At 28.0% G+C, this 23,262-nt stretch carries 24 protein-coding genes; 12 read left to right on the forward strand and 12 right to left on the reverse strand.

Translation table 11 applies throughout. The features are described from left to right. Nucleotides 1-2: 2 nt before the first annotated feature. Nucleotides 3-812, forward strand: a complete 810-nt coding sequence (locus tag BLT70_RS13590) for an HAD family hydrolase (protein WP_091895392.1) — start codon at nucleotides 3-5, stop codon at nucleotides 810-812. A gap of 165 nt (nucleotides 813-977) precedes the next feature. Here BLT70_RS13590 and BLT70_RS13595 read toward each other — a convergent pair whose 3' ends face one another. Further along, the gene (locus tag BLT70_RS13595; RefSeq protein WP_091895395.1) at nucleotides 978-1,769 is read right to left on the reverse strand and encodes a DUF2797 domain-containing protein; all 792 of its coding nucleotides are present in this window, start codon (nucleotides 1,767-1,769) and stop codon (nucleotides 978-980) included. A 60-nt stretch (nucleotides 1,770-1,829) separates the two neighbouring features. Between BLT70_RS13595 and BLT70_RS13600 the strand changes: the two genes are divergently transcribed. After that, nucleotides 1,830-3,338, forward strand: a complete 1,509-nt coding sequence (locus BLT70_RS13600) for a GH3 auxin-responsive promoter family protein (RefSeq protein WP_091897707.1) — start codon at nucleotides 1,830-1,832, stop codon at nucleotides 3,336-3,338. Between the two features lie 4 nt (nucleotides 3,339-3,342). Here BLT70_RS13600 and BLT70_RS13605 read toward each other — a convergent pair whose 3' ends face one another. Continuing rightward, the gene (locus BLT70_RS13605) at nucleotides 3,343-4,320 is read right to left on the reverse strand and encodes a polyprenyl synthetase family protein (protein WP_091895398.1); all 978 of its coding nucleotides are present in this window, start codon (nucleotides 4,318-4,320) and stop codon (nucleotides 3,343-3,345) included. Between the two features lie 59 nt (nucleotides 4,321-4,379). Here BLT70_RS13605 and BLT70_RS13610 point away from each other — a divergent pair, with 59 nt between their 5' ends. Further along, nucleotides 4,380-4,901 carry a hypothetical protein gene (locus BLT70_RS13610; RefSeq protein ID WP_091895401.1) on the forward strand — a complete coding sequence of 174 codons (522 nt, stop codon included), beginning with the start codon at nucleotides 4,380-4,382 and terminating at the stop codon, nucleotides 4,899-4,901. Here BLT70_RS13610 and rlmN read toward each other — a convergent pair. The 4 genes from rlmN to BLT70_RS13630 all read right to left on the reverse strand — a co-directional run bounded on the left by rlmN (nucleotide 4,898) and on the right by BLT70_RS13630 (nucleotide 8,901). Then, nucleotides 4,898-5,938: a 23S rRNA (adenine(2503)-C(2))-methyltransferase RlmN gene (rlmN, locus tag BLT70_RS13615; RefSeq protein ID WP_172824453.1), complete on the reverse strand. Its 1,041-nt coding sequence runs from the start codon at nucleotides 5,936-5,938 to the stop codon at nucleotides 4,898-4,900. The genes BLT70_RS13610 and rlmN overlap by 4 nt on opposite strands. A gap of 253 nt (nucleotides 5,939-6,191) precedes the next feature. Continuing rightward, a complete protein-coding gene (gene queA / locus BLT70_RS13620) occupies nucleotides 6,192-7,241 on the reverse strand; it encodes a tRNA preQ1(34) S-adenosylmethionine ribosyltransferase-isomerase QueA (protein ID WP_091895406.1) in 1,050 nt (349 codons plus the stop codon). A 74-nt stretch (nucleotides 7,242-7,315) separates the two neighbouring features. Next, nucleotides 7,316-8,545 carry a 3-phosphoshikimate 1-carboxyvinyltransferase gene (locus BLT70_RS13625; protein ID WP_091895409.1) on the reverse strand — a complete coding sequence of 410 codons (1,230 nt, stop codon included), beginning with the start codon at nucleotides 8,543-8,545 and terminating at the stop codon, nucleotides 7,316-7,318. Nucleotides 8,546-8,652: 107 nt separating this feature from the next. Beyond that, nucleotides 8,653-8,901, reverse strand: coding sequence for a hypothetical protein (locus tag BLT70_RS13630; protein ID WP_091895412.1), 249 nt, complete (start codon nucleotides 8,899-8,901; stop codon nucleotides 8,653-8,655). Nucleotides 8,902-9,008: 107 nt separating this feature from the next. Here BLT70_RS13630 and BLT70_RS13635 point away from each other — a divergent pair, with 107 nt between their 5' ends. Next, a complete protein-coding gene (locus BLT70_RS13635; RefSeq protein ID WP_091895415.1) occupies nucleotides 9,009-9,617 on the forward strand; it encodes a type IV pili methyl-accepting chemotaxis transducer N-terminal domain-containing protein in 609 nt (202 codons plus the stop codon). 304 nt (nucleotides 9,618-9,921) lie between these two features. Here BLT70_RS13635 and BLT70_RS13640 read toward each other — a convergent pair whose 3' ends face one another. The 4 genes from BLT70_RS13640 to BLT70_RS13655 are packed head-to-tail and all read right to left on the reverse strand — an operon-like array spanning nucleotide 9,922 to nucleotide 11,703. Next, entirely contained in the window at nucleotides 9,922-10,782 is an 861-nt protein-coding gene (locus tag BLT70_RS13640) for a phosphatase PAP2 family protein (RefSeq protein ID WP_091895418.1), read from the reverse strand. Between the two features lie 38 nt (nucleotides 10,783-10,820). Then, the gene (locus tag BLT70_RS13645; protein WP_091895420.1) at nucleotides 10,821-11,096 is read right to left on the reverse strand and encodes a hypothetical protein; all 276 of its coding nucleotides are present in this window, start codon (nucleotides 11,094-11,096) and stop codon (nucleotides 10,821-10,823) included. Beyond that, entirely contained in the window at nucleotides 11,096-11,377 is a 282-nt protein-coding gene (locus BLT70_RS13650; RefSeq protein ID WP_231962730.1) for a hypothetical protein, read from the reverse strand. Before BLT70_RS13650 ends, BLT70_RS13645 begins: the two co-directional genes overlap by 1 nt. Beyond that, nucleotides 11,377-11,703: a nucleotide pyrophosphohydrolase gene (locus BLT70_RS13655; protein WP_091895423.1), complete on the reverse strand. Its 327-nt coding sequence runs from the start codon at nucleotides 11,701-11,703 to the stop codon at nucleotides 11,377-11,379. The genes BLT70_RS13650 and BLT70_RS13655 overlap by 1 nt, the downstream gene beginning before the upstream one ends. A 408-nt stretch (nucleotides 11,704-12,111) precedes the next feature. Between BLT70_RS13655 and BLT70_RS13660 the strand changes: the two genes are divergently transcribed. The 3 genes from BLT70_RS13660 (at nucleotide 12,112) to BLT70_RS13670 (ending at nucleotide 15,770) form a co-directional block, all read left to right on the forward strand. Next, nucleotides 12,112-14,184, forward strand: coding sequence for a PAS domain S-box protein (locus BLT70_RS13660; RefSeq protein WP_157691911.1), 2,073 nt, complete (start codon nucleotides 12,112-12,114; stop codon nucleotides 14,182-14,184). A 9-nt stretch (nucleotides 14,185-14,193) separates the two neighbouring features. Continuing rightward, nucleotides 14,194-14,595 (forward strand): two-component system response regulator, encoded by a 402-nt coding sequence (locus tag BLT70_RS13665; RefSeq protein WP_091895429.1) that lies wholly within the window; start codon nucleotides 14,194-14,196, stop codon nucleotides 14,593-14,595. A gap of 455 nt (nucleotides 14,596-15,050) precedes the next feature. After that, complete coding sequence (locus tag BLT70_RS13670) at nucleotides 15,051-15,770, forward strand: 3-ketoacyl-ACP reductase (protein ID WP_091895435.1); 720 nt, start codon at nucleotides 15,051-15,053, stop codon at nucleotides 15,768-15,770. 67 nt (nucleotides 15,771-15,837) lie between these two features. On the opposite strand, the gene BLT70_RS13675 is transcribed toward BLT70_RS13670, so the two are convergent. Then, nucleotides 15,838-16,611 carry an alpha/beta fold hydrolase gene (locus BLT70_RS13675; RefSeq protein WP_091895438.1) on the reverse strand — a complete coding sequence of 258 codons (774 nt, stop codon included), beginning with the start codon at nucleotides 16,609-16,611 and terminating at the stop codon, nucleotides 15,838-15,840. 160 nt (nucleotides 16,612-16,771) lie between these two features. After that, nucleotides 16,772-17,485 (reverse strand): pyridoxine 5'-phosphate synthase, encoded by a 714-nt coding sequence (locus BLT70_RS13680; protein WP_091895441.1) that lies wholly within the window; start codon nucleotides 17,483-17,485, stop codon nucleotides 16,772-16,774. A 60-nt stretch (nucleotides 17,486-17,545) separates the two neighbouring features. Here BLT70_RS13680 and BLT70_RS13685 point away from each other — a divergent pair, with 60 nt between their 5' ends. The 5 genes from BLT70_RS13685 (at nucleotide 17,546) to bamA (ending at nucleotide 23,207) form a co-directional block, all read left to right on the forward strand. Continuing rightward, nucleotides 17,546-18,205, forward strand: coding sequence for a CBS domain-containing protein (locus BLT70_RS13685; protein ID WP_091895444.1), 660 nt, complete (start codon nucleotides 17,546-17,548; stop codon nucleotides 18,203-18,205). A 61-nt stretch (nucleotides 18,206-18,266) separates the two neighbouring features. Next, complete coding sequence (locus tag BLT70_RS13690) at nucleotides 18,267-19,166, forward strand: NAD kinase (protein WP_091895447.1); 900 nt, start codon at nucleotides 18,267-18,269, stop codon at nucleotides 19,164-19,166. Between the two features lie 166 nt (nucleotides 19,167-19,332). Then, nucleotides 19,333-19,950, forward strand: coding sequence for a DUF6089 family protein (locus tag BLT70_RS13695; protein ID WP_231962733.1), 618 nt, complete (start codon nucleotides 19,333-19,335; stop codon nucleotides 19,948-19,950). A 4-nt stretch (nucleotides 19,951-19,954) separates the two neighbouring features. Then, the gene (locus BLT70_RS13700; RefSeq protein ID WP_091895453.1) at nucleotides 19,955-20,698 is read left to right on the forward strand and encodes an isoprenyl transferase; all 744 of its coding nucleotides are present in this window, start codon (nucleotides 19,955-19,957) and stop codon (nucleotides 20,696-20,698) included. Beyond that, nucleotides 20,667-23,207 (forward strand): outer membrane protein assembly factor BamA, encoded by a 2,541-nt coding sequence (gene bamA, locus BLT70_RS13705; RefSeq protein ID WP_091895456.1) that lies wholly within the window; start codon nucleotides 20,667-20,669, stop codon nucleotides 23,205-23,207. Before BLT70_RS13700 ends, bamA begins: the two co-directional genes overlap by 32 nt. Nucleotides 23,208-23,262 lie beyond the last annotated feature (55 nt).

Below are 23,262 nucleotides of genomic sequence, written 5' to 3' on the forward strand. Positions count from 1 at the left end.
AAATGATTGATTTTTCTAAAGTAAAGCTTGTAGTTTCTGATATGGACGGAACTTTACTAAACTCAGAAGGTAAAGTAAGTTCGCAATTTTTTACACTTTTTAAAGAATTACAAAAACATAATATTAATTTTTGTGCTGCAAGCGGAAGACAATACAATAGTATTGTGCATAAATTATCTGCTATAAAAAATGAAATTCATGTAATTGCAGAAAATGGTGCAATTGCTAAAAAAGGCAATAAAACTCTTCTAACAAACTCTTTAGCATCAGAAAAAATTACTAAAATTATTCCTGCTTTAAGAAATATTAAAAAAGCAAATATTGTTTTGTGTTCGCAAAATGCTGCTTTTATAGAAAGTACTGATCAGCATTTTATTTCAATGTTTCAAGAATATTATAGTAGCTTTCAAATTGTTGATGATTTATTGGAAATTGCAAAAACAATTCCTGTTTTAAAGATTGCTATTTATCATTTTGATTCTTCAGAAGAGTTTATTTATCCAGCAATAAAACATTTAAAAAATGATTATTTACTAAAAATTTCTGGACAAAATTGGCTAGATATTTCTGATGAAAAAGCCAACAAAGGAAATGCTTTAAGAGAAGTTCAAAAACTTTTAAAAGTTACTAAAGAAGAAACAATGGTTTTTGGTGATTATCATAATGATATCGAAATGATGCAAGAAGCCAACTTTAGTTTTGCAATGAAAAATGCGCACAAAGACATTAAAGAATTGGCAAATTATGAAACAGAAAGCAATGATAACTTTGGTGTTGAAAAGATTTTAGAAAAACTAATTAAAAGTAAATAGTTGTTTATTCATGTACTTTTTTAACAACTCATTAGTATTAAAATTTTCTATTTTTTTTATTCACAGATTCTTTAAAATTTACTCAGAAAAAAATATTCTTATATAAATCTTTGCAAAAAAAAGGCTGTATAAATTCATTAAATAATTGACATAAACAAATTATTATTACACATCAATAGAAACCACCAATCCTTCATTACTTCTTACATTAAAAACAGTTTCATCATCAAAAATTAAATATTGCCCTTTTATGCCAACTAATTTACCTGTAAAAATTGGCGTTTTTATCAGGTTTAAACTCTTAGGTTTCTTTGGATATTTTAAAACAGGAAAATTTAAATGTGTTTCAGAATTATTTTCAATAAAATACTGTTTTGCTTCATCAGGAATGTATTGTTTTAGTTTTTCTCTCCACTCAACTAAATTTTCATCTTCAATATCATTCTTAAGCATTTTGCGCCAATTTGTTTTATCGCCAACATAATCTTTTAAAGCAACCTCTGTAATTCCGGCTAAATATCTGTTTGGCACCTCTACAATTTCTATTGCTTCATGCGCTCCTTGATCTATCCATCTTGTAGGTACTTGCTGTTTTCTAGTAACACCAACTTTTACATTGCTAGAGTTTGCCAAATACACAATATGAGGTTTTAATTGTACCGATTTTTCGTAAGCTAAATCTCTATCTTCAATATCTAAATGCGCTTTACTTAATTCTGGTTTCATAATCCAATCTGCTGCATTAGGAATCTCAAAAAAGCACGATTTACAAAAACCTTGTCTATAAATTTTCTTCTCTAAATGACAGTTTAAACATTCGTAAGTAACAAATTTAATAGTTATCTCTTTGTTTAACAACTGATTCATATTTAAAAAATCAGATTTCATATCTAAATAATACTGAATTTCTTCTAAATTTTCAGTCGACATTTTTTTTAAAACTCCTTGATATTTCATAACCAATTTTTAGTATTTTTATCTGTTCAACAAACTTACACAAAAAACGTAACTTTAGCTATGGCTTTACCCATTGTAAATTCTATAATTTCTTGGTTTTTGAAAAAACGAGTACATCAAATAGAATTATTTTTAAAATATCCTATTGATGTACAAGAAGAACTTTTATTAAAATTAATTTCTACTGCTAAAAGAACTGAATTTGGAAAAGAATATGACTTTTCAACCATCAGAAATTATAAAGATTTTACAAATAAAGTTCCTATTCAGAAATATGAAAGTATAGAGCCCCTAATTGAACGTTGTAGAAAAGGCGAACAAAATTTATTTTGGCCAACGCCAATAAAATGGTTCGCAAAATCTAGCGGAACAACAAATGCTAAAAGTAAATTTATACCTGTTAGTGATGAAGCTTTAGAATATTGCCACATGAAAGCTGGTAAAGACATGTTGTGTTTGTACATTAATAATAATGAAGAAACGCAATTGTTTACTGGTAAAGGTTTAAAATTAGGAGGAAGTTCTGAAATTTACAAAGACAACAATTCTTACTTTGGAGATTTATCTGCAATTATTACAGAAAACCTACCATTTTGGGCAGATTACAGCTCTGCACCAAGTCAAGAAGTTGCATTAATGGCAGAATGGGAAACCAAAATGGAAGCTATTATTGATGAAACTATCAATGAAGATATTACAAGTTTAGTTGGCGTACCAAGTTGGATGTTGGTACTTTTAAACAGAGTTTTAGAAAGAACAGGAAAAGATAATATTTTAGAAGTTTGGCCAAATTTAGAGGTTTATTTTCACGGCGGAGTAAACTTTAATCCTTACAGAGAACAATATAAAAAACTGATTCCAAAAGAAGATTTTCAATATTACGAAACCTATAATGCTTCCGAAGGATTTTTTGCTATTCAAGACATAAATGGTTCTAAAGAATTATTGTTGATGTTAGATTACGGCATATTCTATGAGTTTATTCCGATGACAAAATACAAAGGAGAAAACTCTAAAACGATTCCTTTATCGAAAGTAAAAACAGGTATTGATTATGCTTTAATTATTACTACAAACGGAGGTTTATGGCGCTATTTAATTGGTGATACTATTCGTTTTACCTCTTTAGATCCGTTTAGAATTATGATTACCGGAAGAACAAAACATTATATAAATGTGTTTGGAGAAGAGTTAAATATAGAAAACGTAGAAGATGCATTAAAATTAGCTTGCGAAAAAACTGAAGCCTTAATTACAGATTATACGGTTGGTCCTATTTTTATGAAGGATAAAAAAAGTGGTGGTCATGAATGGATAATTGAATTTAACAAAGCTCCTGAAAACATGAATTATTTTACAGAAATTTTAGACAACGCACTAAAGTCTATAAATTCTGATTATGAAGCAAAACGCTACAATTCTTTAACACTTGCAATGCCTAAAATTCATGTTGCTAAAGATGGTTTATTTTATGATTGGTTAAAGCATAAAGATAAATTAGGAGGACAACATAAAATACCTAGACTATCTAATTCTAGAGAATTTGTAGAGGAATTATTAAGGTTATAAACTACTAAATTTTACGTTCTACAACGTAATTAATCATCGTTAATAAAGAATCTTTATAAGGAGATTTAGGGTAGTTTTCTAAAATAGCTAAAGCTCTATTTTTGTAATCGTACATTTTATTGGTAGTGTATTCTATACCTCCATTTTCTTTTACAAAAGCGATAACCTCTTTAACTCGTTTTTTATCTTTATTATGTTTTTTGATGGAGTTTATCAACCAACTTTTTTCTTTCTTAGAACAAGTATTTAGAGTATTAATTAATGGTAAAGTCATTTTTTGTTCTTTAATATCAATACCTGTAGGTTTACCAATTTTATCATCTGTATAATCAAATAAATCGTCTTTTATTTGAAAAGCAATACCAATATATTCTCCAAATTTTCGCATTTGCTGAACAGTATCTTGATTTGCACCTACAGAAGCAGCTCCAATTCCGCAACAAGCAGCAATTAAAGTTGCTGTTTTTTGTCTGATAATATCAAAATATACATCTTCTGTAATGTCTAATTTTCTGGCTTTTTCTATTTGAAGCAACTCGCCTTCACTCATTTCACGAACTGCAATAGAAATTAATTTTAATAAATCAAAATCTTCATTATCTATAGATAATAACAACCCTTTAGATAATAAAAAATCACCCACTAAAACAGCAATTTTATTTTTCCAAAGTGCATTAATAGAGAAAAAACCTCTACGTCTGTTACTGTCATCTACAACGTCATCATGTACTAAAGTTGCGGTATGAATTAATTCTACAACAGCTGCTCCTCTATAAGTTCGTTCATCAAAACCACCATCAGAAACCATTTTTGCTACTAAAAAAACAAACATTGGTCTCATTTGTTTTCCTTTTCTACGAACAATATAATAGGTAATTCTGTTTAAAAGTGGAACTTTAGACAACATAGCATCTTTGAATTTTTTTTCAAAGAGCTCCATCTCGGATAAAATAGGAAGTTTTATAAGTTCTACTTGGTTCATAAGACGTCAAAAATAGGAAATAAATTATGATTGTTTATATTTGACAAAACAATATTATTATGAAAAATATTTTTCTTTTATTTTTTACCTTTTTAGTGTTTTTTTCTGGATTTTCTCAAAAAGCATCTACAGAATTTCCAGAAAGTGCAATAGGGATTTATAAAGGTATTTTACTTATAGATTCTCCTAAAGGAAAACAGGAAATACCAATGGAATTTCATCTTAAAAAAACTGATTCTGTACACAAATTTAACTATGTTTTAATGTATAATAATAACCCAAGAAATTATACTTTAATTATAAAAGATCGAGAAAAAGGCATTTATGAGATTGATGAAAACAACGGAATTATCTTACCTTCTCGTTTTGCAAATAATACTTTATATAGTTTTTTTGAAGTTCAAGGAAATTTTTTAAGCTCACGTTTTTCTTTTTCTGAAAACGAATTAGATTTTGAAATTTTATTTTCTGCAACAAAAAACAAAACCACAACTGGCGGAACATCTAAAGAAATTCCTGAAGTTTTTGGGTTTCCAATTTCTGTTGTGCAGAAAGCAATATTAATAAAAGAAAAAAATTAAGATTTATTTGCCAATTGCCCACAAGCAGCATCAATATCTTTACCTCTACTTTTTCTTACATTTACAGTAATGTCATTCATTTCTAAATTAGAAATATAATTATTTATTGCTGATGAACTTGCTTGTTGAAACTCGCCATCATCAATTGGGTTGTATTCTATTAAATTAACTTTACAAGGCACAGCTTTACAGAACTCTACTAATGCAGTAATGTCTTCTCTTTTGTCATTAATTCCATCCCAAACAATATATTCGTATGTAATTTCTCGTTTTGTTTTTGCGTACCAATATTCTAAAGATTCTTTTAAATCTTTTAAAGGAAAGTTAGTATTAAAAGGCATTATAGTTGTTCTAACTTCATCAATTGCAGAATGTAAAGAAACTGCTAAATTAAATTTAGCCTCTTCATCTGCCATCATTTTTATCATTTTAGGAACACCAGAGGTTGAAACTGTTATTCTTTTTGATGACATCCCTAAACCTTCTGGAGAAGTTATTTTTTCTATAGATTTCATCACGTTTTTATAGTTCATTAAGGGTTCTCCCATTCCCATAAAAACAATATTTGTTAATTTACGATTGTGATATAATCTACTTTGTTTGTCTATAATTACAACTTGATCGTAAATTTCATCTGGATTTAAATTACGCATTCTTTTTAAACGTGCCGTTGCACAAAATTTGCAATCTAAACTACAACCAACTTGACTAGAGACACAAGCTGTTGTTCTTTTTTTAGCAGGTATTAAAACAGATTCTACTACAAAACCATCGTGTAATTTAATTCCGTTTTTGATAGTGCCATCTGCACTTTTTTGCATAGAATCTACCTTAATATGATTGATTACAAAATTGTTTTCTAACATTTCTCTAGTTTGTTTAGAAATGTTTGTCATATCTTCAAAGGTATGTAAAGACTTGCTCCAAAGCCATTCATACACTTGATTTCCACGAAATGCTTTATCGCCATTTTCTACAAAAAAATCGCGTAATTGTTCTTTGGTTAAGGCTCTAATATCTTTCTTTTTATCCAAAATAAATTTATTTAAAAGTCAAAAAAATTAATGATTAAAAATTGACAACTGCAAAAATACACATATAATTTTAGCTTATTACTATTGTTGGCAAATTGACTGCGTTAGGGATTGAAGTGGAAATCCTTTTGTGAGGTACGAACAAAAGATTGTAACGGAAAGCGCGACCTTTTTAGGGAACGCCCAAAATAAAAAAACTGACAATTAAATTACTAATTGCCAGCTTAATTTATAAAATTTTAAATTCTTAATTACCTTAAATAATTAACATTGCGTCTCCATAAGTAGAGAATTTATAACCTTCTTTAATTGCTTCTTTGTAAGCTTCCATTAAAAAATCGTAACCTGCAAATGCTGCAGCCATCATCATTAATGTAGATTTTGGTGGATGAAAATTAGTAATCATGCTATTGGCAATACTAAAATCGTATGGAGGAAAAACAAATTTATTTGTCCAACCTTCATAAGCATTTAATTCTTGTTTAGAAGAAACAGAAGATTCTACAGTTCTCATTACAGTTGTACCAACTGCGCAAATTCTTTTCTTATCAATTTTTGCTTGATTTATTCTTGCTACAGAAGCTGCAGGAATTGCTATTTGCTCAGAATCTACTTTATGCTTAGACAAATCTTCTACTTCTACTGGGCTAAAAGTTCCTAAACCAACATGTAAAGTCATTTCTGCAAAATCTACACCTTTAATTTCTAAACGTTTTAATAAATGTTTAGAGAAATGCAAACCTGCAGTTGGTGCAGCAACTGCTCCTTCATTTTTTGCATAAATTGTTTGATAACGTTCGTCATCTAACGGTTCTACTTCTCTATTAATAGATTTTGGTAAAGGAGTTTGCCCTAATTCTAATAATTTTTCCCTAAAAGCTTCATAACTTCCGTCAAATAAAAAACGTAAAGTTCTACCTCTAGAAGTAGTGTTATCTATAACTTCTGCTACTAAACTATCATCATCTCCAAAAAATAATTTGTTTCCGATTCTAATTTTTCTTGCCGGATCTACTAAAACATCCCACAATCTATTTTCTGCATTTAGTTCTCTTAATAAGAAAACTTCTATTCTAGCACCTGTTTTTTCTTTATTTCCATACATTCTTGCTGGAAAAACTTTGGTGTTATTTAACATCATTACATCACCTTCATCAAAGTAATCGATAATGTCTTTAAACATTTTATGTTCTATAGTTTGCTCTTTTCTATTTAAAACCATTAAACGAGACTCGTCTCTATGTTCTGCAGGATATACTGCATACAATTCTTCTGGTAATTCAAAATCAAATTGTGATAATTTCATATATATATTTAGCTATAAAAGAGGCAAATATACGATATCGCAATAGGCGTTGTCAAGTGTTTGGCAATTTATCTTTATAGTTTATCTATTTTAATACCAATTTGTTGCATATCATCCCAAAATTTTTGATACGATTTAGTAACAACCTCTGCATTTAATATTTGAATAGGAACTTTAAAAGCCAAAGGCGCAAAAGCCATTGCCATTCTATGATCGTTGTAGGTTTTTATAGCAACATTTTTATTTATTACTAATGATTTTTCTAGATGTAAACTTACATCTGTAACAGAAATTGTTGCTCCTAATTTTGATAATTCATCATGCAAAGCAACTAATCTATCTGTTTCTTTAATTTTTAAAGTATGTAAACCCGTTAAATTACACGCAATACCTTCTGCAAAACAAGTTACAGCAATAGTTTGCGCAATATCTGGCGCATTTTTTAAATCTATTTCTAAAGTTTCTTTACTGCTTTTTTTAACTTTTTTTAGGTTGATAGCATTCTCGCCAAAAGTAGTTTGTATGCCAAAATGTTTATAGATTTCTGCCAAACAAGAATCGCCTTGTAAACTTTCTTGTTTATAAGCTGATAAATTAATTTCTGAATTAACATCTGCTAAAGCAATAATTGAGTAAAAATAACTAGCAGAACTCCAGTCTGATTCTACAACTACCGTTTGTTTTTTGATTGATTTTTTTGGAAAAACTTTTAAAATATTTTCTTTAAAACTAGTTTCAATTCCTAATTGATTTAACAAACTTAATGTCATTTCTATATAAGGAACTGATGTAATTTCACCAATTAATTCTATTTCTAATCCGTTTACGAGTTTAGAGGCAATCAACAAAAGAGAAGAAATATACTGGCTACTTACATTACCATTTATTTGTACTTTATTTTTTGTGATTTTTGTTCCTTTAATTCTTATTGGTGGATATCCTTCTTTAGCCTCGTAAGTTATATTTGCACCTATATCTTTAAGAGCATTTACCAAAATTTCTATGGGTCTGTTTTGCATTCTATCAGAACCTGTAAGCACAGTTTCTCTACCTTCTTTTACTGCAAAATAAGAGGTTAAAAAACGCATTGCTGTACCTGCATGACCAATATTTACAAGTTCATCACTTGTAGAAAGTGCATGTTGCATGTGAATTGAATCATCTGAATCTGATAAATTTTCGATTGTAATTTCTGGAAATAATTTTTGAAGAATTAGCAATCTGTTCGATTCGCTTTTAGAACCTGAAATGGTAATATTTTCGTTTATTTTTTTATTCTGTAAAACATTTAAAAGTATGTCCATTTCTTAAATTCTATTAATCAATTTTTATGAGTGCCAAAGTTAAGTTACAAAAGAAAGATACCAAAGTTTCTGAAGAATATTTTAAAGTAGAAACTTAACCACTTGTACTACTCCATTTTTTTATTAGTGATATACAAACCGTAAAAGACACTAAAAATAATTTTAAATGCAAAAAAGTTCTTCCATTTCCCATTACCAAAATTGGCTTCACCAACTTTAGTAAAATCTCCATTAAAAATATCTCTACCACTATTAATAAACAAAGAAACAAGAATTACAACAACAAAAAAAGGCATGGCAACTTTTAAAAAGTTAGACCAAAATTCTGGATTTTTAATTTTCTCTAAAAAAGACATCAATTTAATAATTTTATCAAACAAAAGTATTGATTCTTTTATGATTACTTTTATTTTATAAAGAATTTTATTCTTATATTTGGAATATAACACCCCCTAAATTGTTTATGAAAAGTAAAATTATCTTTGCGTTTATTTCTTTTATGTTATTATTTGGTATCAATAACAGTTTACTGTATAACGATTTAGAAAAACAAGTTTCCACTGCAAAAGTTATTAACTTAGCCGGAAGACAAAGAATGTATAGTCAAAAAATTACAAAATTGGCCTTATATTTAAATGAGGAAAAAGAAGATAATTATTCTACTTTAAGGCTTGAAGGGCTAAAAGAAATTATTACTAATTTTTCTGAAGCGCATCAATTTTTAGAAGAATCTCACTTAAAACAGTATAAGAGCTTGCTTTTAAATCAATATTTTAAAGATATTGAGCATTCTTATTTAAAAATAATAAATAGCTCTAGAGAGTACCTTAATTCTCCTAATGACAGCCAAGTAAAAGCTAATTTCATAAAAAACATCAAATTCAATGAAAGTGAGTTTTTAAGAATAATGGATGATATTGTAAACGAATATGAGAAAATAGCAGAAACAAGAGCTATTAAAATTAAAGGTAGAGAATTTACTTTTAATGCTATTATGGTGTTACTTACCATTTTTAGCATTTTTTCTATCATTATTCCGTTATTAAAAAACAAAAACTTAAATCTAAAATAATTTTTGATTGCTATAATAAAGATTCTTTCTATTTTTTTAAATCTATTATTTATGTATCCAAAATTAGATTTATTGCATTAAAATTAGCAAATACAACTTCTTTCTAAAAACAATTATTAATACTGATAAGCCTTTTTTTTGACAGTAATTTCTATCCACAATTAACATGAATACTTTTTTTAAAAGACAATTATTCAAACACTAACAAAACATCATACACAAAAACGTTAGAAAATTTAAAACACCAAGCTTAGAATATTCTTATTAAACCCAAAGGAGAAAATATTAATAGAAAATATTAACTTTAAAAATTCATAACAACCCCAAAACTTTGTGGAGTAAAATGTAAATCCCAAGCAACTTTTTTTGTTTTTCTTTTATCATTATATTTCTGATCGTATTTTGTATCTAAATATTTATCTATTGCTTCCACAATAAAAATACTTAAAGCAGTAGAAAAAACAACATCAGACAACCAATGAAAACGATCTACAATCCTAGCAAAACCAGGTATAGATCCTACTGTATATAAACCTGCCTTTACCCATGGATTATCAAAATGTTTAGCAAGAATATAAGCGTTTGTAAAACCTAGCATTACATGTCCTGAAGGAAAAGAATCGTAATTATAAACTCTATCAAAATGCAACGGATCAAATGTACCTTTACCAACATTTGCTTTTGGTCTTGCACGACCTATGATTCTTTTAGATACTTGTTGCAACAATCCAGATGCTGAAGCTGATGAAATTAACAACACACCTGTTCTTCTTAATTTTGGGTTTCTTGTAAATAACCCCGTTAAATAAACCGCGCCTGTTACCATAAAATTATTATTTGGGCTTCCGTATTCATTACCATAATCTGCCAACCAACGAGGCACATTTCCCCTCCAATTATCCGACCAATTATCTACATGATTATCAACTAAATATAAAGCAGAAGTACCTGCTGCAACATATGCTAAATTACTAAATTGATTTCCTTTCCAATACAAAGGTCTACTGTAAGCATACCCCATTCCTCCAGCCATGTTTCCTAAATCGTACGTAAATTCTTGCCATAAATTTTTATCTTTATTTAGATTTAAAGAAACTGTAGAATTTTGACTAAAATTTTTACCAATAGAACTTATTAAAATAAGTATAAATATTATTTTTTTCATAATTTTTCAAATAGGATAAAGTAAGGTGAAAACTACTTTTAATTGTGTTTGTTTTTCCAGTTTTGTTGGGTATATTTTCTAACTTTATGAAAAACTCTAAAAAATATTGCAAAACCAATAGCTTGAACTAAAACCATTCGCCAATCAAATTCAAACTCGAAAAACAAACCCGCAACCAACTGACTAACAGCAAACATCAAAAATAAAATTGGAATATAAATTAAAAAATATTTACCAATTGAAAGTGAGTTAATCAATTGCGTTTCTTCATTTACATTTTTATTAAGTTGATCATTTATTTTTTTTAAAGACATTATTTTAAATTTTTATTGGTAACATATAATGCATAAATAATGCTGAAAAATATTTTAAAACCAAAGAAATTTTGCCACTTACCATCACTAAAATTTTCTTTGATTACTGCTGTAAAATCGCCAGCAAAAATTTCTCTAGAGCTGTTCATCAACAGAGAAATTAGAGTAACAATAACAAAAAAGGGAATTGCAAATTGTGCAAATTTTATCCAAAAAAAACGAGTCTGAAATCTTGAGAAAACAATTTTAGCTCCTTCTGTAAAGTTTTTAATAAAACTCATTATTTTAATTTTTGATTATTGTGATGACGGTCGTGATCTCGTTTTGTTTTAATATCTAGTTTCTTTTCAAAAGCATCTTGCAAATCGATTCCTGTTTGATTTGCCAAACACAAAACCACAAACATTACATCTGCTAATTCTTCTCCTAAATCTTTATTTTTATCAGATTCTTTTTCACTTTGTTCTCCATAACGTCTAGCTATAATTCTTGCAACTTCTCCAACTTCTTCAGTTAATTGCGCCATGTTTGTTAACTCGTTAAAATATCGAACTCCGTGAGTTTTAATCCAATCATCAACTTGTTTTTGTGCGTTTTCTATGTTCATTTTATTGTCTTTTCTAAATAGGTAAAGTTACAAAGCGCCAAATATAAAGTTTCTTAATTTAATTGTTTTGATTACTGTTTTTAAAATATCGTTTAAATAACAAAGAAATTAAAAATAAATTAGTTGATATTTATAATGTAAAAAATCACCGCTCTATTGGAACTTTGCTATATTTTTACAATTTTCAAACATCACTTTAAGCCTTCTATACCACTATCAATCAGATAATAAAAAATAATTTCACAAAATAAACTGCCGTTTATCAAAATAACTATTTTATATTTGCTTACGTTTTTCTGTTTAAAAATAGAAATACTATTTTTAAATAACCGTTATAAACTTAGTTTAAATCCAACCCCCAAAAAATTGGAAAAAAACAAATACAAAATACTGCTTATATTTTTCATATTGATAATTATCGCTAATCAGATAATTATTAGTAATTCTATTTCTAAACAAAGTTCTGATGCTGAAACCATAAATATAGCTGGTAAACAGAGAATGTATAGTCAGCTAATTACTAAAATGGCTTTATACACTAAAAATGCTAACTTACAAGACGATAATATTTCAAATTTAAAGAAAGTTATTGATAGCTTTAAAAAGGCAGATACTTATCTTAAGCAAAAAAATAAACTGCAGTATAATATTGAGTCTTTAGATATTCTTTTTAACAAAAACACACCCTATTTTAATAAGATTATTTCATCTTCTAATAAATTAATAGAAGACCCGAATAATGAAGTCGTTTTTAATCAGTTTTTTGAAACAATTAAAAATAACGAACAGCCGTTTTTAAACTCAATGGATGCCATTGTAAATGAGTATCAAAAACTTTCTGAAAATAGATTGTCCTTTTTAAAAAAAATGGAATACTTTTTTATCACATTTACTTCCATTTCACTTTTTGCTATTATCTTTTTTATGTTTCTGCCAATGTTTAGAAAGAACAAAGCACTAACTAATTTAAATAAAGAATTAGAGAAATTTAAAAAAGAAATAGAACAAAAAGAAAAAGATAAAAAAAGCGTTGAGGAAATTTTGCACAGAACAAACTCTGTAGCAAGAATAGGAACTTGGGAAGTAGATTTAATAAATAAAGAAGTCTCTTGGAGTAAAGTAACCAAAGAAATTCATAATACTAAAAATGATTATATTCCTTCTTTAGAGAAGGGCATAGATTTCTATAAAGAAGGCTATAGCAGAGATAGAATTACAAAAGTAATTGATAATTCTATTAAAAATAATAGCTCTTGGGATGAAGAGTTACAAATTGTAACCGCCCAAGGAAAAAATATCTGGGTTAGAGCAATTGGTCAACCAGAATTTATAAATAATGAATGTGTTCGTTTATATGGAACTTTTCAAGACATTAACACTGTTAAATTAGCACAAATTGAGCTAAAAAAAGCAAATGAAGAGTTAAATGCCATTTTAGACTCTGGTACTATTTCAATTATACGAACAGACACAAATGGTATAATTACCTATTTTAATGAAGGTGCAGAAAAATTATTAGGGTATAAAAGTGAAGAATTAATTAATAAAAAAACTACTGCAATATTTCATGATAAAGAAGAAGTTTTAAAAAGAGGAAAAAAACTTTCTACCAAATACAAAAAAGAAATTACTGGTTTTGATCTTTTAACCAGGTTAGCACGAAATAACAAAGTTGACTCTACAAAATGGACTTATATTAAAAAAGACGGAACCTCAATAGATGTTCAACTAAGCGTAAGTGCAATAAGAGATAAAAAGGGCAATATTGTAGCTTTTCTTGGTGTTGGTACAGATATTACTAAACTAACAGAACAAAATAAGCAATTGGCAAGTTTTGCTCAAATTGCCTCACACAACTTAAGAGCTCCTGTTAGTAATTTAAGCTCTTTATTAGATTTATATGATATTTGTGAAACATCAGAAGAAAAAGAGTTTACTTTTGGCAAATTTAGAACTGTAATTGCTCATTTATCAGAAACATTAAACACTTTAATAGAAGCTATTAAAATAAGAGAAAAAAGAGAATCTAATATAGAAATTAAGACACTATCTTTTAGTAAGGTTTTTAAGAAAACAGAAGAAATAATATCCGAAAAAATTAGCAGATTAAATGCCGTAATTATTTCTGATTTTTCAAGTATTGATACAATTAAATATAACGAATCTTATTTAGAAAGCATATTTATTAACCTAATTAGCAACTCCTTAAGATATTCATCACCAGAAAGAGCTCCAAGAATAGAAGTAACAACAACAATAAATGCAGGAAAAATAGAGTTAAAGATTACAGATAACGGACTTGGAATAGATTTAGAAAAACATGGACATAAATTATTTGGATTAAATCAAGTTTTTCATAGACATAAAGATTCTAAAGGCGTTGGTTTATATATTGTAAAAAATCAAATCGAATCTTTAAAAGGAACTATTTCTTGTACAAGCGAAATAGATAAAGGAACAACATTTACCATAACATTTTAAAATTAAAACATGCCACAAAACCCAAATATTTGTATCGTAGATGATGACGAAGTTTATAAGTTTTTTGTAAAAAAAATACTAAAAATAAAGAACTTAGCTAAAGATGCATTAACTTTTCCTGACGGAGAAGAGGCTTATAAATTTATAAAAGAAAACAGAGAAAATCTAGAAAAATTACCAGATATCATTTTTTTAGATATTAATATGCCCATTATGGATGGTTTTCAGTTTATGGATGAATACACCAAAATACATAATGAAATTAACAAGAAAATTACTATTTACATGATCACTTCTTCTATTGATCCTGTAGATTTAGAAAGATCAAAAAAATACGATCAAATTTCAGATTTTATTACAAAACCAATCTCTGCAGAAGTTTTACAAAGAATTATCAATCCAATAAATTAATATCTAGACTTTTTTTACGACCAATAGATTCTCATTTTACTTTTGCATATAAATTCTTAAAATTGTTTAACCTAATTTATGCTTACTTAGAGTTAAACTACAAAGAACATACTTATAAATCTATATTAAATCTTAGTTTTAAGAACAACTTTTTACTCTTATCTAGACAAAACTCTTTAACTATACCAATTTTCTATTTGTTTTTATTTTCTGATCTTAAAATTAGATTATATCAAAAATAATATTTGCTATTTAACTAGATTTATTTCTACACAACAAATCTTCATTAACATTAATTGCGTTATCTAAATTTAACAAATACAACTTATCTAAAAATATAAATCACTTCAATTCTTAAATAATAAAATATTGTTAACTTCATCTTAAAAATTCTGAAACTTTATTTAAACTTCTTAACTTTACATTAGATTTTATAAAAAATAAAGTACAGAATAATACAAAAAATGAAAAGTAAAAAAGCAATCATAACAGGAGGTGGTAAAGGTCTAGGTAAAGCCACAGCAATAGCATTTGCAAAAGAAGGAATTGACGTTGCAATAACTGGCAGAAATGAAGCTACTTTAAAAGCTACAGTTTCTGAAATTGAAAAACTTGGGGTTAAAGCCATTTATGCAGTATTTGATGTTGGTAATTACGAAGAAGTAAAAACAGGAATTAAAAGCATTATAGAAAAATTTAAAACCGTAGATATTTTAGTAAACAATGCAGGTATTGCAGCTTTTGGCACTTTTAACGACATGAAAGTTGAGCAATGGAGCCAAATTATACAAACCAATGTAATGGGTATGTATTATGTTACTAAAGAAGTTTTACCTTATTTAATTGCAAAAAACGAAGGTGATATTATTAACGTATCCTCTACTGCTGGCTTAAACGGTAACGCAAGTACTTCTGCATATTCTGCATCAAAATTTGCTGTAATTGGCATGTCAGAATCCTTAATGAAAGAAGTGCGTAAAAATAATATTAGAGTTTGCACATTAACACCAAGTACAATTGCTTCTGATATGTCTATCAATTTAGGAATAGCAAATAAAGATTCTGAAGACAGTGTTTTACAACCAGAAGATTTTGCAGAATTAATTGTTGCCGGATTAAAATTACCAAGAAGAGCAATGCTTAAGAGTGCTGCTTTATGGTCTACAAATCCTTAAAAAAGTTTGAATATTATTTATAAAAAGAAAGAGCCATTAAATTATTTAATGGCTCTTTCTTTTTTATCTATTTTAAAAAATTACAAACTTCATCATAAAATTGCTTCGGATTTTCTGCATGCAACCAATGACCAGCATTTGCAATTTCTACAACTTTGTTGTTAGGAAAATAAGTATCAATAATTATTTGTTCTGATAATAAAATATAACCAGATTTTTCTCCTTTTAAAAACAATGTTGGTTTTCTAAAAACAGAACCAACAGGCAAAGCTTTACCAACTTCAACATTATTTTCTGTTAATGATTTTAAATTAAATCTAAAATCTAAAACTCCTTTTTCTCTCCAATACACATTTTTCATCAAAAATTGACGAACTCCAAACTCTGGAATAAACTTAGAAAGTTGCTCATCAACCAGTTTTCTTGAATTCTGAATTAAAAAATCAATAGAATTTAAACCCGCTAAAATTGCATTATGATGTGGCTGATATTCTTTAGGCGAAATATCTACAACAATTAATTTATCAACCAAATCTGGATAGGTTACAGCAAATAACATTGCTGTCTTTCCTCCCATAGAATGCCCAATTAAATAGATTTTTTCTAACTGATGAAACTGTATATAATTATACAAATCAGCTACTAAAACTTCATAATTAAACTCATCTTCATGAAAACTTCTTCCGTGATTTCGTTGATCAATAATATGAACTTGAAAATCTTCTGCAAATTTATTTCCTAACGTTTTCCAATTATCGCTTGATCCAAAATACCCATGTAAAATTAATAACGGATTTCCTTCGCCTTGAATTATGGAATGTAAAATATTATTTTCTTTCATTTTTGTATTTTTACGCAGAGATGCACAAAATTATTTTATTGTAAGTATATTTTACAGAATTTCACCGAGAAATTATAAAATTTCGCAAACTTTTAGTAAAATTTAAGACTACAATTTTAAACTACTTATTATAGATTCAAGCTAAAACACTGCTTACTAACTACTTTAATCGATGTAAATACATATTTACAACGTTCTCTAATCCTAAATACAAACTTTCTGCAATTAGTGCATGACCAATAGAAACTTCGTCTAAATTAGGAATGTTTTCTTTAAAAAACTGAATATTATCTAAACTCAAATCATGACCAGCATTAATACCTAAACCTAATTTATGCGCTAAAATTGCAGCTTCTGTATACGATTTAATCACATTTTTATTTCCTAAATCAAACTGAGTTGCAAAATCTTCTGTGTACAATTCAATTCTATCTGCACCGGTTTTTGCAGCAGCTTCGATCAACTTTGCATCCGTATCAATAAAAATTGAAGTTCTAATTCCGTTATTTTTAAATTCAGCAATAACTTCTTGTAAAAAAGATTGATGTTTAATGGTATCCCAACCAGCATTTGAAGTGATTGCATTTACAGCATCTGGCACTAAAGTAACTTGCGTTGGCTTAAGTTCTAATACCAAATCCATAAAAGATTTTACAGGATTTCCTTCAATATTATACTCTGTTGTAACAATGTTTTTTAAATCTCTAGCATCTTGATAACGAATATGGCGTTCATCTGGTCTTGGATGAATTGTAATTCCTTGTGCACCAAATTCTTCAATATCAGCAGCAACTTTTAATAAATTCGGCACATTTCCACCCCTTGAATTACGTAAAGTTGCAATTTTATTAATATTTACACTTAACTTTGTCATTATATAAAATTAGGCAGCAAAGGTAACTCATTAAATCATTTTATCCTATATTCGTAGATAATGAACACAAACGATTACATATTAAAAGATATTTCAGCATTTCGTTTAAACGATAGTGTAAAAAGTGCACAAAATTTATTTAAAAACTTTCCTATAACTCATTTTCCGGTTGTAGATAACGATAAACTATTGGGATCTTTTGCAGAAGAAGATGCGCAAACTATCGAAAATAAAGAAGACACTTTAGAAGAATACACCTATTTATTAAATCCTTTTTTTGCTGATGAAAAAGCAACAGTTATAGAATTGATAAAGATTTTTGCAGATAATAATGCAACTATAATTCCGGTTTTAAATGCTGATAAAAACTACATTGGTTATTACGATTTAAACGATATTTTAGAAGTTTTTGCAGCAAGCCCTTTTATGCTTGAAGAAAGCAAAATTTTAATTGTAGAAAAATTAGAAAATGATTATTCTATGAGTGAAATTGCACAAATTACTGAAACAAATGGTGGCAAAATTTTAGGAAGCTATATTTCTGAAAGAAAGAATGGCTTTGTTCAACTTACATTAAAAATAGTTGCTGATGAAATAAATGAAATAATGCATACTTTTAGACGATATGATTACAAAATTATTTCAACCCATGAAAATGATATTTATTTAGAAGATTTAAAAAACAGATCTGAATATTTACAAAAATATCTAGAAATGTAATATTTCTGATGGTTTTATTTAAATTTAGTTCGTGTATTTCTTAAAAGACAATCAATAAAAAATGAAGAAAGTTGCAATTTACGGTCAATCATATTCCATTTCTGCAGAGAAAGAAATTCAAATTTTACTAGATGTACTCCAAGAAAATAATATTAGCTGCTTAATTGAACAACAGTTTTACAAATTATTAGTTGAAGAAAATGTTTTAGAAAAAAAATATAATACTTTTTCACATTTTTCTGATTTAAACAATTCTTTTGATGCCTTTTTTACTTTAGGAGGAGACGGAACCATTTTAAGAGCTGTAACTTATATAAGAGATTTAGGAATTCCTATTTTAGGTATTAATACAGGTAGATTAGGTTTCTTAGCAACTATCAACAAAAATTCTATAAAAGAAAGTGTAGAACTAATTTTAAAAGGCGAATTTAAAATTCAAGAAAGAACACTACTTTCTATTAAAACAATACCCGAACTAGAACAATTTAACGAACTTAATTTTGCTTTAAACGAAGTTACAATAGCAAGAAAAAACACCACCTCTATGATTGGCGTTAGAACCTGTTTAAACAAAGAATATTTAACAAATTATTGGGCAGACGGCTTAATCATTGCCACACCAACAGGTTCTACAGGTTATTCTTTAAGCTGTAATGGCCCAGTAATTTCTCCTGGCTCAAAAAACCTAGTTATCACACCAATTGCACCACATAATTTAAGTGCAAGATCTATGGTTATTTCTGATGAAACAAGCATTCAACTCACTATAGATTCTAGAGAAAAAGATTTTTTAATTTCTTTAGATTCGAGAATAAGCTCTGTACCTAAAAACACTAAAGTTTATATAGAAAAAGCAAATTTTACAATTAAAAGTATTACTCCCAATAATCAATCTTTTCTAAAAACCTTACGAAGTAAATTATTATGGGGAGAAGATACAAGAAATGAAACCAATCTTTAACGAATTAATTACAATAAAACAGAAAAATAGTTGTTATTCAAAAAAGACTGAATATTAACTTTTTAAAGCAAATTGAAATACCTATATTTGCACGCTATTTTTTAGGATGAAAAACTGTATTTTATTACTTATTTTTATATGCTCTTCTAATATTACATTAGGGCAAATGTACGAAGCAGGAATAACTATTGGTGGCTCTAATTATGTTGGAGATATTGGCAGAACCGATTACATTTACCCAAATAAAATCGCTGGGGCAGCTTTTTTTAAATACAATTGGAACCCAAGAATAGCCTTAAGAGCAACTTATAGTTATTTACCTATTGAGGCTAATGATATCGATGCAGATACAGATTTTAAAAGAGATAGAAATTTAGACTTTAAAAATACAATAAACGAATTGGCTGTAGGTTTAGAATATAATTTTTATGAATACGATTTATCAACACCTGGTAAAACTTGGACCCCTTATATTCTTTTAGAACTAGCAGCATTTAACTACAATTATGTTGTTTCAGAACCACAGCCAAACCAATATGAATTTGATTCTAAAAACTCAATTTCAGTCCCTTTTGGCATAGGATTTAAATCAAAAATATCTGGTTCTTTTGCTTTTGCTTTAGAAGCAAAATTTAGATATACCTTTGAAGATGATTTAGATTACACAACAGATAAAATAGCAAAACTAGATTTTGAAGGCACAGGTAATGATTGGTATATGTTTACAGGTTTTTCATTAATTTATACTTTTGGACGACCTGCTTGTTACACTAACGGATTATAATTATATGGATAAAAAACTACGCATCGATTTACAGAGAGTTCCTAAACACGTTGCCATTATTATGGATGGTAATGGTCGTTGGGCAAAAGGTAAAGGAATGAATAGAATTTTTGGTCATAAAAACGCACTAACAGCTGTAAGAGAGTCTATTGAATCTGCTGCAGAAATTGGTGTAGAAGCAATTACTCTTTATGCTTTTTCTACAGAAAATTGGAATCGACCTAAAATGGAAGTAGATGCTTTAATGCAGCTTCTTATTAAATCTCTTAAAAAAGAACTACCTACTTTTCAAAAAAACGAAGTAAAAGTAAATGCAATTGGTAACATTGAAAGTTTACCAGAAAACGCACAAAAAACTTTAACAGAAGTACGTGAACTTACAAAAAATAATTCTAGAATCATTTTAACTTTAGCACTAAGTTATGGCTCAAGAGAAGAAATTGTTAAAGCAATCAAAAACATATCTAAAAAAGTTGTTAATAAAGAGCTCGATTTAGAAAATATTGATGAAAATACTATTAATAACCATTTATATACATTTAATTTGCCCAATGTAGATTTGATGATAAGAACTAGTGGAGAACAACGCATTAGTAATTTCTTATTATGGCAAATGGCATATGCCGAATTATATTTTACAAATATACTTTGGCCAGATTTTAGACAAGAACATTTTTATGATGCAATCATAGAATATCAGAACAGAGAAAGACGATTTGGAAAAACTAGCGAACAACTTACAGAATAAAGTTTCTAAGAAATTATTTTCTGCTGTATTAGTGCCTTTTGCACTATTATTTACTTTTAATTCTACTGCACAAACAGTAAAAGACACCATAATTAACAACAATATTTCATTCGAAAAAGGAAAGGAATACATATTAGGTGGCATAACTGTAACTGGTTTAAAGAAATTTAGCGAAGAAACAGTAAAAGTTTTTACCGGATTAAGAGACGGTCAAACAATAAAGTTACCAGGAGACAAACTTACAAGTTCTATAAAAAAACTATACGAAAGTAAACAGTTTAGTAATGTAGATGTATATCTAGCAAAACTAGATGGAGAAACAGTGTATCTACAGTTTGATGTACAAGAACTACCTCAATTAAATAAGGTTAAAATTACAGGTGTAAAAAAATCTAAAGCCAAAGAACTTATAAAAGATGCCGAGTTAAAACTTGGCGCCATGCTTACAGACAATTTAATTGTAACTACCAAAAACTATATTACTAAAAAATATACAGATAAAGGATTTCTAAAAACAAAAGTTAATTTAGATGTACAAAAAGACTCTTCAGATATTAATTCTGTTAATATTAATGTATTTGTAGATAAAGGATCTAAAATAAAAATAAAAGACATAGTTTTTACAGGTAATAAAGAATTATCAGACAAAAAACTTAGAAAAGTAATGTCTAACACCAAAAGAAAATTTATTGGTCGTTTTTGGAAAGGATCTAAATATATAGAAGAAGATTATCAAGAAGATTTGGAAAGTATTTTAGACAAATATAGTAGACTAGGGTTTAGAGATGCTCGTATTTTAAGTGATAATATTTCTTGGAATGATGATAATACAATTAATATAAATATTGATTTAGAAGAAGGTAAACAGTATCGATTTGCTGATATTTTATTTGTAGGGAATAAAGAATATTCAGACAATCAATTAAGAGCTATTTTAAGGATAGAAAAAGGAGACGTTTATAATGGGGCTGTTTTAAAAGAACGTGTAAAAGGAGATGGAAGCCCAACATCCGAAGATTTATCAACCATGTATCAAGATTCTGGATTCTTGTTTTCTCAAGTAAATGCAGTAGAAACTAAAGTACAAAATGATTCTATAACTGTAGAAATTAGAATTAGAGAAGATGATAAAGCAAGAATTAAAAAAGTAACTGTTTCTGGAAACGACAAAACAAATGATCATGTAATATTTAGAGAATTACGTGTTAAGCCAGGAGATTTATTTAGTAGAAGTGCAATTATTAGATCTATTAGAGAAATTGGTCAATTAGGTTTCTTTGATCAAAATGTAACTCCAGATGTTGTTCCAGATTATCAAAATAAAACAGCAGACATAGATTTTACTGTTGCAGAAAAAGGTGGTAGCCAAATAGAATTACAAGGTGGTTATGGAGGTGGTTCTTTCATTGGTACTTTAGGTTTATCTTTTAATAATTTTTCTATTAGAAACCTATTTAATAAAGACGCATACAAACCATTACCTATGGGAGATGGTCAAAGTTTATCTTTACGACTACAAACAAGTAGAACATTTAACACATATAGTTTTTCATTTACAGAACCTTGGTTAGGAGGTAGAAAACCAAAATCATTGTCATTTTCTATTTATTCTTCTAATCAATATCAGTATGATTACACAACAGGTGATGTAAATAAAGATCAAAGTTTAGGTATTATTGGTGCTTCTATAGGTTTAGGGCAACGTTTAAATTGGCCTGATGATTTCTTTCAACTTTCTCAAACTATTAGCTACCAAAGCTTCAAACTAAATAATTATGGTTTTCAAGTAGGAACAGATATTTTAAATGAAGGAACATTAAATAACTTATCTTATAATGCAGCTATTAGCAGAAACTCTGCAGGACCTAGTTTAATTTTCCCTACATATGGATCAGAATTTTCACTAGCTGTTAAAGCGACTTTGCCTTATTCTTTATTTACAAATAAAGATTATGACAATTTAGATCCACAAGAAAAATATAAATGGTTAGAGTATTATAAATTTACTGCTAAAGGTAAATGGTATACAGCATTTACAGATAAATTAGTTTTAATGACTAATGCAGAAATGGGATATTTAGGATACTATAATTCTGAATTAGGTCAAAATCCATTTGAAAGATACTATGTAGGTGGAGATGGTATTTCTCAATTTCAGCTAGATGGAAGAGAAACTGTAGGATTAAGAGGTTATGAAAATAATAGATTATCATCTTCTGAAGGTGGTACAATTTTTAATAAATTTCAATTAGAATTAAGATATTCTATAACAGATTCTCCTGCTGCTTCGATATATACACTAGGATTTTTAGAAGGTGGTAATTCTTATGACAATTTTGACACTTTTAATCCGTTTGAAATAAAACGTTCAGCAGGATTAGGTGTAAGAATATTTATGCCTGCATTTGGTCTACTAGGTATAGATTTTGCTCATGGGTTTGATCCTTTACCTGGAGAAACAGAAAAATCTGGCTGGCAAACACATTTTATTATCGGAAGACAATTCTAGGAAAACCGTACATTTGTAATGTCATTGTTTTTTTGGCACGGTTTTTTCTAATACA

The sequence above is a fragment of the Polaribacter sp. KT25b genome (assembly GCF_900105145.1).
In the GTDB taxonomy this organism is placed as follows: Bacteria; Bacteroidota; Bacteroidia; order Flavobacteriales; family Flavobacteriaceae; genus Polaribacter.